This is a genomic window from Pseudomonas sp. THAF187a, from assembly GCF_009363395.1.
Lineage (GTDB): Bacteria > Pseudomonadota > Gammaproteobacteria > Pseudomonadales > Pseudomonadaceae > Aquipseudomonas > Aquipseudomonas khazarica.
Map to the genome: position 1 here is coordinate 1,092,838 of NZ_CP045349.1, position 12,849 is coordinate 1,105,686.

Annotated in this window: 14 protein-coding genes; 5 read left to right on the plus strand and 9 right to left on the minus strand. The window is 63.5% G+C overall.

What is annotated here, in order from left to right:
• Positions 1 to 11: 11 nt before the first annotated feature.
• The 5 genes from FIV02_RS04990 to FIV02_RS25180 form a co-directional block, all read right to left on the minus strand.
• Entirely contained in the window at positions 12 to 575 is a 564-nt protein-coding gene (locus FIV02_RS04990; RefSeq protein WP_152487966.1) for a PilX N-terminal domain-containing pilus assembly protein, read from the minus strand.
• On the minus strand, positions 572 to 1,303 hold the full coding sequence (locus tag FIV02_RS04995; protein WP_172979128.1) for a PilW family protein: 732 nt from the start codon (positions 1,301 to 1,303) through the stop codon (positions 572 to 574). The genes FIV02_RS04990 and FIV02_RS04995 overlap by 4 nt, the downstream gene beginning before the upstream one ends.
• A gap of 46 nt (positions 1,304 to 1,349) precedes the next feature.
• Complete coding sequence (pilV, locus tag FIV02_RS05000) at positions 1,350 to 1,931, minus strand: type IV pilus modification protein PilV (protein WP_172979129.1); 582 nt, start codon at positions 1,929 to 1,931, stop codon at positions 1,350 to 1,352.
• 8 nt (positions 1,932 to 1,939) lie between these two features.
• The gene (locus FIV02_RS05005; protein ID WP_152487969.1) at positions 1,940 to 2,509 is read right to left on the minus strand and encodes a GspH/FimT family protein; all 570 of its coding nucleotides are present in this window, start codon (positions 2,507 to 2,509) and stop codon (positions 1,940 to 1,942) included.
• Between the two features lie 81 nt (positions 2,510 to 2,590).
• Positions 2,591 to 3,103: a GspH/FimT family pseudopilin gene (locus FIV02_RS25180; protein WP_152487970.1), complete on the minus strand. Its 513-nt coding sequence runs from the start codon at positions 3,101 to 3,103 to the stop codon at positions 2,591 to 2,593.
• A gap of 105 nt (positions 3,104 to 3,208) precedes the next feature.
• Between FIV02_RS25180 and thiO the strand changes: the two genes are divergently transcribed.
• Positions 3,209 to 4,309: a glycine oxidase ThiO gene (gene thiO / locus FIV02_RS05015; protein ID WP_152487971.1), complete on the plus strand. Its 1,101-nt coding sequence runs from the start codon at positions 3,209 to 3,211 to the stop codon at positions 4,307 to 4,309.
• A gap of 36 nt (positions 4,310 to 4,345) precedes the next feature.
• On the opposite strand, the gene FIV02_RS05020 is transcribed toward thiO, so the two are convergent.
• The 4 genes from FIV02_RS05020 to FIV02_RS05035 all read right to left on the minus strand — a co-directional run bounded on the left by FIV02_RS05020 (position 4,346) and on the right by FIV02_RS05035 (position 8,638).
• On the minus strand, positions 4,346 to 5,686 hold the full coding sequence (locus FIV02_RS05020; RefSeq protein ID WP_134678120.1) for a sigma-54 dependent transcriptional regulator: 1,341 nt from the start codon (positions 5,684 to 5,686) through the stop codon (positions 4,346 to 4,348).
• Positions 5,687 to 5,688: 2 nt separating this feature from the next.
• The gene (locus FIV02_RS05025; RefSeq protein WP_152487972.1) at positions 5,689 to 7,263 is read right to left on the minus strand and encodes a PAS domain-containing sensor histidine kinase; all 1,575 of its coding nucleotides are present in this window, start codon (positions 7,261 to 7,263) and stop codon (positions 5,689 to 5,691) included.
• 7 nt (positions 7,264 to 7,270) lie between these two features.
• A complete protein-coding gene (locus FIV02_RS05030; protein WP_152487973.1) occupies positions 7,271 to 7,507 on the minus strand; it encodes a PP0621 family protein in 237 nt (78 codons plus the stop codon).
• Positions 7,508 to 7,645: 138 nt separating this feature from the next.
• Positions 7,646 to 8,638, minus strand: a complete 993-nt coding sequence (locus FIV02_RS05035; protein WP_134678118.1) for an outer membrane protein assembly factor BamD — start codon at positions 8,636 to 8,638, stop codon at positions 7,646 to 7,648.
• A 272-nt stretch (positions 8,639 to 8,910) separates the two neighbouring features.
• Here FIV02_RS05035 and rluD point away from each other — a divergent pair, with 272 nt between their 5' ends.
• The 4 genes from rluD to FIV02_RS05055 all read left to right on the plus strand — a co-directional run bounded on the left by rluD (position 8,911) and on the right by FIV02_RS05055 (position 12,637).
• The gene (gene rluD, locus FIV02_RS05040) at positions 8,911 to 9,885 is read left to right on the plus strand and encodes a 23S rRNA pseudouridine(1911/1915/1917) synthase RluD (protein ID WP_047590232.1); all 975 of its coding nucleotides are present in this window, start codon (positions 8,911 to 8,913) and stop codon (positions 9,883 to 9,885) included.
• Positions 9,882 to 10,613, plus strand: coding sequence for a peptidoglycan editing factor PgeF (gene pgeF / locus FIV02_RS05045; RefSeq protein ID WP_152487974.1), 732 nt, complete (start codon positions 9,882 to 9,884; stop codon positions 10,611 to 10,613). The genes rluD and pgeF overlap by 4 nt, the downstream gene beginning before the upstream one ends.
• 296 nt (positions 10,614 to 10,909) lie before the next feature.
• Positions 10,910 to 11,500 carry a TetR/AcrR family transcriptional regulator gene (locus tag FIV02_RS05050; RefSeq protein WP_256663069.1) on the plus strand — a complete coding sequence of 197 codons (591 nt, stop codon included), beginning with the start codon at positions 10,910 to 10,912 and terminating at the stop codon, positions 11,498 to 11,500.
• A gap of 27 nt (positions 11,501 to 11,527) precedes the next feature.
• Entirely contained in the window at positions 11,528 to 12,637 is a 1,110-nt protein-coding gene (locus FIV02_RS05055) for an NADH:flavin oxidoreductase (protein ID WP_152487976.1), read from the plus strand.
• The last annotated feature ends 212 nt before the right edge of the window (positions 12,638 to 12,849 follow it).

Here is a 12,849-nt window from a genome sequence, read left to right on the forward strand (position 1 = left end):
TTGACTCCGATTCAGTAGCGCTGAACGGTAACGGATTGCAGGGCAGTCATGGTGCGGCTGGAACGACCCTGTGATGAGGCGTTGACCTCATAGTAGTAAGGGCCGACACCCCGGCTGCGCAGGTTCGGGTCAGTCACCTCGACCCGGCCGCTGGAGTCGATCAGATCAAAGCCCAGCAGCGCTGTTTGCCAGCGGGGGTCGCTGGCTACGTTGAGTTCTGTTGTGTTGCTCGTCGAACCCTTGTAAGGAATCGCGTTTGCTGCGGTCGTCCACCAGGACCAGTCGAGGTACGGAATAGAGGTGGAGGGGGTCGCACGGACGCAGAGCACCGTCTGACCTGCGCAGTTCGCCGAAGTCGTGGCGGGGCCGATACTGGCGGCAAGGCGGGTTTCGCCTTCGCGAAGCGCTGATTCGGCACCGTTGAACGACGCCTGTTGATCGCGCAGATTGCCAACGATGCGTTCTTCCAGCGTGACTTCTCTCATGCTGGAAATGGCCAGAACCGTAATGATCAGGAGCAGTATCAGGCTGATCAGCAGCGTGGCGCCACGTTGCTTGTGAGTTGCGGGAATCATGGCGCGATGTTCCTCAAGGTCGTTGTGCCCTGTACGGAGCGATAGAGCCTGCTGTCCGAGGGCGTCGTGGCGGTGGTGCTGGACAGCGGGAAGTAATAACTGTCGTTGCTCAGGGCGACGTTGGTCGAGGTGCTTTCCAGCAGCGTGGCATAGCGAACGGCAATGACGTCGCTGAGACTCGGGACGTTGTTGTAGGTCACGTAGGCGTCTGCAACCCGATCAGCGCCCTGGCTGTCGATGCCGTATTCGAACTGAATCTGGCTGACGTTCTCCAGCAGCGTCGCGGCTGCACTGAATGTGCCCGTGCCTGATCTCACGGCACATTGCAATTGGCCCGCTGTCGTTCTTTCTATCTTGACCGTGACAGGCGTATCACTGGTGATCGTGTTGCCTTGGCAGTCACGCTCACTGTTGGTCGCACGTTGATAGCGCATGCATATGCCCTGGCCGTTGGTGGTCGGTCTGATGACCTGGCCAGCGGCAAATGCCATGCAGCCATTGGTGGCCCCGGCTGCAGGGAAGATGAAGTCGCGGGCATCTTGTGGCGTGCGACGATATCCGGCCTTGTAGAGCTGCTGTTCCAGCAGTATCAGGGAGAAACGGCTGCCCTCCTGGTTGGCGGACTGGTTCTGCTGATAGATGTAGTTGCGCTTGTTGTCGATAAAAATTTGCGTGATACCGAGGATCAGGAAGCTACTGATCGCCATGGCGATCAGTAGCTCGATCATGGACAAGCCTCGTTGTTGGGATGGTGTCAGGCGTTGCATGGGCACCTCAGGGCTCGAAGCTGATTTGGTAGTACTCGCGACGATTCCCGGCATCCACCAGGTTGTCGTCAGCGCAAGGCGTATTTGTCGGGCAGTCGGTGTTGCGGCTCAGCCAGCCGACACGGATCTTTATGGCCGACCCCTGGTTGTCGCAGGCTTCGCTATCCGGAGTTCTATCCCGGCAGATGATGAAAGTGGCCAGGGTGGCGTTGTCGATCGGCAAGCTGTTGCGCACCTGCTGGGTCCACAGGAACAGGTGATCGGTCGCCATTTGTGCGGCGGTACAGCCTGTGGTCGTTCTGCAGCTGGCTTCACCGGCGGTGGGGAATGCGCCAGACGCTGCCTTGTAGTAGTTGGAGGAGCTGAGCAGTTCCCCGCTGGGGCCGATTACCGCGCTTCTATTGCCACGAATCAGCTCGATCAGATCGTTGGTCAGCATGGCGGCGGTATTGCGCTGGTTAGCATCCTGGGTGTACTGGATCGTCTTGCCTTGCATGGCGACGAGTCCAAGCACACCGATGCTGATGATTACGATGGCTACCAGCACCTCGACCATGCTGAAGCCTTTCTGTGATGTCTTCGCGGGCATGTGCATTCTCACGGCGAACAGGTAGTTGGGGCGGCTGTAGGGGCTGTGACGCGTCCGCTGGGCTGGACTTCTATTACTCTGGCTAGCGACAGATCACCGTCTTCGCAGATGACGATCTGTTGCGCTGTCGTAGTGGCCAATGTGCCGTTGGGTCTGAAGGAGAGCCAGGAGGCTGCGCCACTGGTCGATCTCGCCGCGAGCTTCGGTTGGCCCGAACCCGCATGACTGCGCAGCTCAGTATCGGTGGATGAGTTGTAGGCCCGGTTGGCGGTGGTGTTGCCCGCCACGAAAATACGAATTCCCTGATCCCAGCGGCCACTTTGCCCGGAGGTGTTCTCCACGATAACCAAGCGATTGCGGACGACCGCCTCGCTCCTGGCATATTGCAGCTGGCTCGTCAGCTCGTTGGTCGCGCTTTGAACCCGGTTGGTGGCCATCAACTGCTGAAGATTGGGCATCGCTATTGCCGCAAATATTCCAATGAGAATCAGGACGATCAGGAGTTCGATCAGAGAAAAGCCCTGCACCGACAACCGGGAGGTTATCGTGCGGCCTGAGCAGGAAAGGGCATTGGGCATACTGGCGTGCACTTTATTGGAGAGTGTTTGCTCAGTTTGCCAAGTGCTGATCCGACTGTCTTTTCAGGCGGGATGATCGGTTTAACTGCCGGTATGATCGGTCATGCAGCAGGCCGCTCGCTCCGTTGTCGACGCCAGGCGCACCCGGCCTTGGCGGTTGATGACCACTTGCCAGACGGGTATCTGCTCTCGACACAGAGCGAAGCGCCCGTTGCTTGCGGGAGCGGTACCATTTGGGACGTAGCGAATGTCCTGACTGAAGCCGCTCCAGCATACGGGAGTGGTTTCGTGAGGCTGATAACGCTGGTGAACACGGTTGTCGTGAGGTGTGACGACCAGCCAGTACCTGGTCCATCGTCCATCGCAGGTATCACCATCACTTGATCCACATAGGACGTGGGGGCGCTGTGTTGTGACTGAAAGTGTTCGAGCCTGTGACAGGAGTGCCAGCAAGGTGTCTCGGGTAGCCTGCTCTCGGTTGTTTCGAGCCAGAGATCCCAGGGTCGTGGGCAGGATGCTGATGAGAACGGCAACGATGCAGGTAACCGTCATCAACTCTACAAGGCTGAACGCCTTTTGTTGATTTTGATCCATGGTGCGATTCCTTTTGCACTTATGATCTGAGGCCTTCCTGGCCTCTCATCGGTTCTACAGCAAGGCTGGGTATTGTCAAATCGTCGTTCGGTATAAGGGGGCGCAGTGGGGGCTGATGTAGTTGTTGTCGGTGGCGGGGTGATCGGTTTGCTGAGTGCTTGCAACCTGGCGTCGGAGGGAGCTCGGGTGGTTCTGTGTGAGGCGGCCTCGCAGGTCGGGTCGGAATCCTCCTGGGCCGGCGGCGGGATCGTTTCGCCGCTGTATCCCTGGCGCTACAGTGCCGCGGTCACGGCGTTGGCGCACTGGTCGCAGGACTTCTATCCGGGGTTCGGACAGCGCTTGCTGGATGAAACGGGTATCGACCCCGAGGTGCATGTCACGGGTCTGTACTGGCTGGACATGGATGACGAGGCCGAGGCGCTGGCGTGGGCCGGGCGTCACGGGCGTCCTCTGCTGTCGGTGGGCATCGATCAGGCGTACCGGCAGGTGCCGGTGCTGGGGGCAGGGTTCTCCCGTGCCATTCATATGTCGGGTGTGGCCAACGTGCGGAATCCCCGGCTGGTCAAGGCGCTGCGCGCAGCCCTGGCGGCGATGCCCAACGTGGAGGTGCGCGAGCATTGTCCGGTGAGCGGCTTCGTGCACGAAGGCGGACGCGTGCGCGGGGTGACCACCGCTGAGGGTGAGGTGCGTGCCGAGCGAGTGGTGCTCGCTGCCGGTGCCTGGAGTGGCGAGCTGCTCGCGACGTTGGGCCTGCGTTTGCCGGTCGAGCCGGTGAAAGGGCAGATGATCCTCTACAAATGCGCCCAGGACTTTCTGTCGAGCATGGTGCTGGCCAGGGGGCGTTATGCGATTCCGCGGCGCGACGGGCACATCCTGGTCGGTAGTACGCTCGAGTACGCAGGCTTCGACAAGACGCCGACCGCTGACGCGCTGGAAAGCCTCAAGGCATCCGCCGAGGAGCTGCTGCCTGCGCTCAGGGATGCCGAGGTGGTCGGGCATTGGGCGGGGTTGCGACCGGGCTCGCCGGAAGGCATCCCGTTCATCGGCGAGCTGGCCTCGCACCCGGGGTTGTGGCTCAACTGCGGGCATTTCCGCAACGGGCTGGTGCTGGCGCCGGCGTCCTGTCAGTTGCTGGCCGACCTGATGCTCGGTCGCGAACCGATCATCGATCCGGCGCCTTATGCGCCTGCCGCACGCCTGCAGTAGGTGAAAGGGCCTGCATGACAACGCAGGCCCGTCTCGTCAGTCGATACCCAGTTTCTTCAGGCGGTAGCGCATCGAACGGAAGGTCAGGCCCAGGCGCTCCGCCGCTGCCGTGCGGTTCCAGCGGGTTTCCTCCAGGGCCTGCATGATCAGCTTGCGCTCGATTTCCTCGAGGTAGTCCTCGAGGTTGTCGATCTGCGCCAGGCAAGCTTCGCCGACTTCGCCAGTGGGGGCGCTGGCGTCGGCCAGGCGCAGGTCGGACGGCCTGATCTGGTCGTCTTCGCACAGTGTGTAGGCGCGCTCGAGCATGTTCTCCAGTTCGCGCACGTTACCGGGAAAACGATAGTTCTTGAGCTTCTCCAGCGCATCGGGTTGCAGCTTGGCTGCGGCCAGGCCGGAACCCTCCGCCAGGCGCGCGAGCATGACCTCGGCCAGCTGTGCGATATCCTCGCGGCGCTCGCGCAGGGACGGCACGCGCAGCTCGATGACGTTGAGACGGTAGTAGAGATCCTGGCGGAAGCGCCCGGCGGCGACTTCGGCGGCCAGATCCTTGTGGGTGGCGCAGAGGATGCGTACGTCGACCACCACTTCCTGCTGGCCGCCGACCGCGCGCACGGCCTTTTCCTGAATCGCGCGCAGCAGCTTGACCTGCATCGGCAGCGGCAGGTCCGCCACTTCGTCGAGGAACAGCGTGCCGCCATTGGCGGCCTGGAACAGGCCCTGCTTGTCTTCGATGGCGCCGGTGAAGCTGCCTTTCTTGTGGCCGAAGAATTCGCTTTCCATCAGCTCCGAAGGGATCGCGCCACAGTTGACCGGCACGAAGGGGTGCTCCATGCGCGGCCCCTGTTCATGGATCAGGCGCGCGACAAGCTCCTTGCCGCTGCCGGATTCGCCGCTGATATAGACCGGCGCCTGGCTGCGCGAGAGTTTCTGAATCTGTTTGCGTAGCGACTTCATCGGTGGCGAGTCGCCCAGCAGGCGGCTGTCGACCGGCGCCTCGTCACCTTCCGGGGAACGGATGCGCAGCGCGGCGGCGACCAGCTCGCGCAGGCGGGCGAGGTCGACCGGCTTGGTGACGAAGTCGAAGGCGCCGGCCTTGAGGGCGTTGATCGCCGTGTCCAGGCTGCCGTAGGCGGTGATCATCGCCACCGGTACCTGCGGGTGGCGCTGCTGGATGTGCTGCACCAGATCGAGGCCGGTGCCGTCCGGCAGGCGCATGTCGGTGAGGCACAGGTCGAAGGGCTCGCGTGCCAGCCACTCGCGCGCCTCCTTGACGTTGCGCGCGCTACGGGTGTCCAGCTTCATCCGTCCGAGGGTGATTTCCAGCAGTTCGCGGATATCGGGTTCGTCGTCGACGATCAGGGCTCTCTGGCGGGTCATGGTCAGCTCAGTTTGCGCGGGTGGGCGAAGGTTATGCGGAAGCAGCTGCCGCCACCCTCGCGAGGTTTGTAGTCGAGGCGGGCCTGATTGCTCTGGCACAGTTCACGGGAAATATACAGGCCGAGCCCGGTTCCCTTGTTCTCGGTGGTGAAGAACGGCTCGAAGATGTGCTGTTCCTGCTCCGCAGATACGCCAGGGCCGTCGTCGAGCACTTCGAGCACCGGCAGGTCGCTCTTCTCGTCGCGGAACAGCTGTAGCCAGACCTGGCCGAGGCGGTGTTGCTGAGCACTATAGCGCAGGCCGTTCTGCACCAGATTGGTCAGTACCTGGGTCAGCTGGTGAGGGTCCATGCGCGTCTGCAGGCTGCCGCCCCGGGTCTCCAGGTGAATCTGTCGGTCGCTTGGCGCCGAGCTGCGGAACTCGCTGGCGAAGCGGTGCAGCCAGTACTTCAGGTCGAGCAGCTGCGGTTCGGCCTGGCGTCGGCGCGACAGTTGCAGCACGTTCTCGATCACCAGGTTCATGCGCTTGGAGTGATCCTGGATGATCTGTGCCAGGCGCTGATCCGGGCCTTGCAGGTCTTCCGACTCCTGCAGCAACTGCGCGGCGTGGCTGATGGCGCCGAGCGGGTTGCGTATCTCGTGGGCGATGCCCGCCGTCAGGCGGCCGAGCGAAGCCAGCTTGAGCTGCTGCGCCTGCTGGGCGATCTGCGAGATATCGTCGAGAAACACCAGGGTGTGCTGCTGCTCGCCGCGCTGCAGGGAGATGAAGCTGGGCTGCAGCACCGGACCGTCGACCTGTGCCTGCAGGCTGTCCGGGCGCATGCTCGGGTTGTGCAGCCATTGCTGCAGGCGCTTGAGCAGTTCGGGGCAGTGCGGGTCGATGATCTTGCCGCTGAGTTCGCCACGTCCGAGCAACTGCGTCGCGCCCTGGTTGGCCAGCAGCACCCGGTGCTGGGTGTCCAGGACCAGGATGCCGGTGCGCATGCGCTGGATGATCTGCTCGTTGAGCTCTTCCAGGTTGGCCACGTCGGCTGCACGCTGCTCGGCGAGGGTCTCGCTCAACTGCAGGCGGCGGGTGATGCCCTGGATGAAGAGTGCTCCGGCGAAGCACAGCGCACCCAGCGCGCCAGCCTGGACATACTGGGCGACGGCAGCGGGGCGACTGAGGCTCAGGTAGAAGGTCAGGTAGATCAGCGCCATGGCGGCGACGGCGGCGATCAGCAGGCCGATGCGCCCGCGCAGCAGGATGTTGGCGATCGCCACCGCGACCACCAGCAGGTTGCCGATGCCGCTCGGCGTGCCCCCGGCCGCGTAGAAGAGGCCGGAGAGGAAGATCACGTCGACCAGGGCCAGGCTGAACAGTTGCGCCAGGTGCTTGGGTTTCTGCACCAGCACCGCGATGAAGATGTTCAGGATCAGATAGACCCAGCTGCCGGCGCGAAACAGGCCGATGTGCACGACATCCAGCAGTTGTTCGTCGAGGTTGCTGGAGATCAGCAGAACCAGTGCCAGGCCGATGATCAGACGATAGAAATGATAGAGCCTGAGGATGCGTCGCCCCTGGGCTCCATCCTGCATGCCTGCCTCAGCGATCACCGGTACGAGGGCCTTGTTCGAGGTGGCCCTGGCTGCAGTACCACTGCTGGTCCTGGCTCAGTGCCTGAGTCTTGGGAATGTGCACCCCGCAGTGGGCACAGCGCACCATGGGCGCTGCCGCGTCCTCACGGGGCCTGGGTTTCCTGGCGTTGCTGATGAAGCGACGCCAGATCCAGATCCCGGCGAAGATGATGGCGACCCAGAACAGCAGGCGAAACAGGCCCATATCGTGCTCTTTATCCGTTCAAAGCCGCCAGTTTAGCCAAGCTGATGGCATCGGCACAGTGGCAGGGGAGTAGCCTGTGAGCTGTTTCCAGGCAATAAAAAGGGAGGCCATGGCCTCCCTTCTCGCATGACCTGTCGGTCAGTCGAACAGGCCGAAGGTCAGGTAGCTCCAGAACGAGCGCTTCTTCTCGGTCTCGCCGGTCTTGGCATCCTGCTGCAGTTCGCTTGGAATCTGCTGCTCGGCTTCTTCGTACTGGCGGATGACGTCCTGGCTCGCACGGGTTTCGCCCGGCGGCAGCGGCGTATCGGTTTCGATCAGGCCGAGGGTCGCCTTGGCCAGCCAGGAACGGTTGTCGGACTCTTCTTCAAGCGGCACGAATTCGCCGCTTTCCAGGCTCGGATGATCCGGGTAGTTGAGCTTGAGAGTTTCCAGGCTGCTGGCGGCCAGGTCGTCCAGGGACAGGCGCTGGTACGCCTCGGTCATGATCGCCAGGCCATCGCCGACCGACGGGGTTTCCTGGAAGTTTTCCACCACGTAGCGACCACGGTTGGCGGCGGCGACGTAGGCCTGGCGGGTCAGGTAGTAGTGGGCAACGTGCACTTCGTAGGCGGCCAGCAGGTTGCGCAGGTAGATCATGCGCTGCTTGGCGTCCGGGGCATAGCGGCTGGTCGGGTAGCGGCTGGTGAGCTGGGCGAACTCGTTGTAGGAGTCGCGCGCTGCGCCGGGGTCACGCTTGGTCATGTCCAGCGGCAGGAAGCGCGCCAGCAGGCCACGGTCCTGGTCGAACGAAGCCAGCCCCTTGAGGTAGTAGGCGTAGTCGACGTTGGCATGCTGCGGGTGCAGACGAATGAAGCGCTCGGCCGCCGACTTGGCCGCTTCCGGCTCGGCATTTTTGTAGTAGGCGTAGATCAGCTCGAGCTGGGCCTGCTCGGCGTAGCGGCCGAACGGATAGCGCGATTCCAGCGCCTTCAGTTTGGCCGTGGCCTGGGTGTAGCTGCGGTTGTCCAGGTCGGCCTGGGCCTGCTGGTACAGCTCCACCTCGCTGAGGTTTTCATCGACCTCCGGCTGCTTGGAGGAGCAGGCGGCGGTAAGGGCGAGGATGGCGATCAGCAGCAGGTGTTTCACTTGCATGGCGGCTTGCGTCCCTGTGACGGCCGCGCGGCCGTCCTGTTATGATGAACGCCCCCGGAAAACCCTGGGGCAAAGACGCCGTATTTAACCACAAGCCTGTCGCCGAAACCAAAGGCCAGGCTCCCGCCGTTGCCCAAGAGCCTGTTCAACGTTTCGCGAGCTGGAACAATGCAAGGCGAGGACGCGGAGTTTACGCGCCGTAAATGAGCATCCGAGCCTGTTTTCAACGCAGCAGGGCAGACGCGCAGCAGATTTTTGAACGGTTTCTGAAGATGACCTCTATAGACAAGCAACTGATCCAACTCCAGGCCGTCGTCCCTTTCGAACAGGGCGGTCAACGCCTCGACCAGGTGGCCGCGCAGCTGTTTGGCGAGTACTCGCGCTCGCGCCTTTCCACCTGGATCAAGGAAGGACGTCTGACCGTCGATGGCGCCGTGGCGCGTCCGCGTGACACCGTGCACGCGGGCTCGAGCCTGGTGCTTGATGCCGAGCAGGAAGCGCAGGGCGAGTGGGTGGCTCAGGATATCGAGCTGGATATCGTCTACGAGGACGAGCACCTGCTGGTGATCGACAAGCCGGCAGGGCTGGTGGTGCATCCGGCCGCCGGGCATGCCGATGGCACCTTGCTCAATGCCCTGCTGCATCACGTGCCGGACATCGTCAACGTGCCGCGCGCCGGCATCGTCCATCGCCTGGACAAGGACACCACCGGGCTGATGGTGGTGGCCAAGACGCTGCAGGCGCAGACCAACCTGGTGGAGCAGCTGCAGAAGCGTACCGTCAGCCGTATCTACGAATGTATCAGCGTGGGCGTGATCACTGCGGGTGGCACCATCGATGCCCCCATCGGGCGCAGTTCCAGCCAGCGCCAGCGCATGGCGGTGACCGACGGCGGCAAGCCGGCGATCACCCACTATCGGGTGCTGGAACGTTACCGCTCGCATACCCATGTGCGGGTCAAGCTGGAAACCGGGCGCACCCACCAGATTCGTGTGCACATGAGCCACGTCGGCTATCCGCTGGTGGGCGACCCGGTCTATGCCGGGCGTTTCCGCATCCCGCCGGCGGCCAGCCCGAGCCTGGTGCAGAGCCTCAAGGAATTTCCCCGCCAGGCCCTGCATGCGCGCTTTCTCGAGCTGGATCACCCGGCCACTGGCAAGCGCATGAAGTGGGAGTCGGCGCTGCCGGATGATCTGGTCTGGCTGCTGACCCTGCTGCGCCAGGACCGCGAGGCGTTCGTCGGGTGACGGCCCATGACTGGCTGCGCCCGGACTGGCCGGCGCCCGCCAGCGTGCGGGCCTGTGTCACCACCCGCAATGGCGGTTTCAGCCAGGCGCCGTTCGACAGCCTGAACCTCGGTGATCATGTCGATGACGACCCGGCTGCGGTGCTGGCCAATCGTCGCCATCTGCTCGCAACCCTGGGTTGCCAACCGGCCTGGCTGCGCCAGGTGCATGGCATCGTCGTGGCCGAGGCGGATCCGACAAGGGTCATCGAAGCCGATGGCAACTGGACCGAACAACCTGGTATCGCCTGTACGGCGATGACCGCCGACTGCCTGCCGGCGCTGTTCTGCGACCGCGCCGGTAGCCGGGTTGCCGCGGCCCATGCCGGCTGGCGCGGGCTGGCAGGCGGCGTGCTCGAGGCAACCGTGCAGGCGCTGAACGTCGCACCGCAGGAGTTGCTGGTGTGGCTCGGTCCGGCCATCGGTCCGGCGGCCTTCGAGGTCGGTGGCGAAGTGCGCGACGCCTTCGTGCAGCAGCATGGCGAGGCGGCCGCTGCCTTCGTGCCCGGTGCCAACGCCGGGAAGTTCATGGCCGACATCTACCAGCTGGCGCGCATCCGTCTGGCGGCCATCGGTGTCAACGCGGTGTTCGGTGGCGGGCTGTGCACCTACAACGACGCGCGTTTCTATTCCTATCGCCGCAGCGCCCGCACCGGGCGTTTCGCCTCGCTGATCTGGCTGCAGCCCTGAGCGCAGGGTGGATCGCGCCTTGTCGGTCCAGCAGAACAGCGTTCGTCCAGTCTCATCCGGAAAAACTGGCAGAGCGGTCTGTGCGGACCGTAGGAGCGGCTTCAGCCGCGATGCATTTCGCGGCTGAAGCCGCTCCTGCAGGTTTGTCGTTACTTCGTCGCTGGTGGATACGCCTCATCGGTCCAGCGTGGTATCGGGTTCGAAAAGGCTGTCCAGGCAGGCTTTCGTTCTAGCCCTTGATCACCATCATCAATAGTGCTGGGCCGAGCGAGACGACCGGTCATATGCTCGGCGCCATGAACAGCATTCGACTCGACAAGCGTGACCTGATCCTGAGCAAGGGCTCGGCGGTGATGACCCGTCGCGGCTATCACGGTACCGGTGTGCTGGAGATCGTCCAGGCTGCCGGCATTCCCAAGGGCAGCTTCTATCACTATTTCGCCAGCAAGGAAGACTTCGCCCTGCAGGCGCTGGCGTTCATCTACCGCCCGCGTCTGCAGCGCTACGCCCAGGCGCTGAGTGACCCGTCACTGAGCCCGCGTGCGCGCATCCTCGGCTATTACCGTGAGCTGCTGGCGCATTTCGCGCGCCAGGACACGCCGCAGTATCACTGCTTCATCGGCAGCCTGAGTTTCGAGATGAGCGAGATGTTGCCGGCCATCGGCGCCGAGGTCGCGGCCATCCAGCAGGCTTCGGTGGACATCCTGCGCGGCTGCCTGGAACAGGCGCAGGCCGCCGGTGAACTGCCGGCCGACGAGGACTGCGGCAATCTCGCCACCTTCGTCAGCGATGCCTGGCAGGGCGTGCTCGCGCGCCTCAAGGTCAGGCACAGCCTGCAACCGCTGGAAGCTTTCGTCACCCGCCTGGAGCGCTTGCTGCAGGCCTGATAACCGTCAAATCGCAGAGGAAAGATCATGAGCGCTCCCGTTCAAGCCCTGTTCGCCCCGTTCCGTCTCGGAAACCTCGAGCTACCGACCCGTGTGGTCATGGCGCCGATGACCCGCTCCTTCTCGCCGGGTGGTGTGCCCAATGCCAAGGTCATCGAGTACTACCGTCGCCGCGCGGCGGCGGGCGTGGGCCTGATCGTCACCGAAGGCACCACCGTCGGCCACCAGGCCGCCAATGGCTACCCGAACGTGCCGCGTTTCTACGGTGAAGATGCCCTGGCCGGCTGGAAACAGGTCGTCGACGCGGTACATGCCGAGGGCGGCAAGATCGTCCCGCAGCTCTGGCACGTCGGTAACGTACGCCGCCTGGGCACCGAGCCGGATGCCGCCGTTCCCGGCTACGGCCCGATGGAGAAGGTCAAGGACGGCCAGGTGGTCGTGCACGGCATGACCCAGGCCGATATCGACGAGGTGATCGCCGCCTTCGCCCAGGCCGCGCGCGATGCCAAGGCCATCGGCATGGACGGTGTGGAGATCCATGGTGCCCATGGTTACCTGATCGACCAGTTCTTCTGGGAAGGCAGCAACCAGCGTACCGATCAGTACGGCGGCGACCTGGCGGCGCGCTCGCGTTTCGCCATCGAGCTGATTCAGGCGGTCCGTGCGGCGGTCGGCCCGGACTTCCCGATCATCCTGCGTTTCTCGCAGTGGAAGCAGCAGGACTACAGCGCACGCCTGGTGCAGACCCCGGAAGAACTGGAGGCCTTCCTCAAGCCGTTGTCCGAGGCTGGCGTGGACATCTTCCATTGCTCGACCCGTCGTTTCTGGGAGCCGGAGTTCGCAGGCAGCGACCTCAACCTGGCCGGCTGGACGCGCAAGCTCACCGGCAAACCGACCATCACCGTCGGCAGTGTCGGCCTGGACGGCGAGTTCCTGCAGTTCATGGTCAAGACCGACAAGGTCGCCGAGCCGGCCAGCATCGAAAACCTGCTCGAGCGCCTGAACAAGGAGGAATTCGACCTGGTGGCCGTGGGCCGCGCGCTGCTGGTCGACCCGGACTGGGCGCTGAAGGTCCGCGAAGGGCGTGAGCAGGACATCCTGCCATTCAGCCGGGATGCGCTGACCACCCTGGTCTGAGCCCCTGTTAACTGGGCGTCGTGATCCGACGCCCCGTTTTCGGCCCCGGCACGTCGGTAATGCTGTTCATCTAAGGTTGCACGCGTTTGGCTCCCCTCTCCCATTTATGGGAGAGGGGCTGGGGGAGAGGGCTGAAAATGCCGCAGAACTGCCAGTTTTCCCCTCTCCCCAAGGGGGCGAGGGGACTGATCGCGTCCGACCACTTCTGGTGT

Bases quoted from the DNA above. Each gene is read 5' to 3' on its own strand.
- FIV02_RS05030 (WP_152487973.1), bottom strand. From the start codon at position 7,507: ATGGGCCTGTTTCGCCTGCTGTTCTGGGTCGCCATCATCTTCGCCGGG.
- FIV02_RS25180 (WP_152487970.1), bottom strand. From the start codon at position 3,103: ATGGATCAAAATCAACAAAAGGCGTTCAGCCTTGTAGAGTTGATGACG.
- FIV02_RS05035 (WP_134678118.1), bottom strand. From the start codon at position 8,638: ATGCAAGTGAAACACCTGCTGCTGATCGCCATCCTCGCCCTTACCGCC.
- FIV02_RS04990 (WP_152487966.1), bottom strand. From the start codon at position 575: ATGATTCCCGCAACTCACAAGCAACGTGGCGCCACGCTGCTGATCAGC.
- rluD (WP_047590232.1), top strand. From the start codon at position 8,911: ATGACCTCTATAGACAAGCAACTGATCCAACTCCAGGCCGTCGTCCCT.
- FIV02_RS05020 (WP_134678120.1), bottom strand. From the start codon at position 5,686: ATGACCCGCCAGAGAGCCCTGATCGTCGACGACGAACCCGATATCCGC.
- FIV02_RS04995 (WP_172979128.1), bottom strand. From the start codon at position 1,303: ATGATCGAGCTACTGATCGCCATGGCGATCAGTAGCTTCCTGATCCTC.
- FIV02_RS05005 (WP_152487969.1), bottom strand. From the start codon at position 2,509: ATGCCCAATGCCCTTTCCTGCTCAGGCCGCACGATAACCTCCCGGTTG.
- FIV02_RS05025 (WP_152487972.1), bottom strand. From the start codon at position 7,263: ATGCAGGATGGAGCCCAGGGGCGACGCATCCTCAGGCTCTATCATTTC.
- FIV02_RS05050 (WP_256663069.1), top strand. From the start codon at position 10,910: ATGAACAGCATTCGACTCGACAAGCGTGACCTGATCCTGAGCAAGGGC.
- FIV02_RS05055 (WP_152487976.1), top strand. From the start codon at position 11,528: ATGAGCGCTCCCGTTCAAGCCCTGTTCGCCCCGTTCCGTCTCGGAAAC.
- pilV (WP_172979129.1), bottom strand. From the start codon at position 1,931: ATGCCCGCGAAGACATCACAGAAAGGCTTCAGCATGGTCGAGGTGCTG.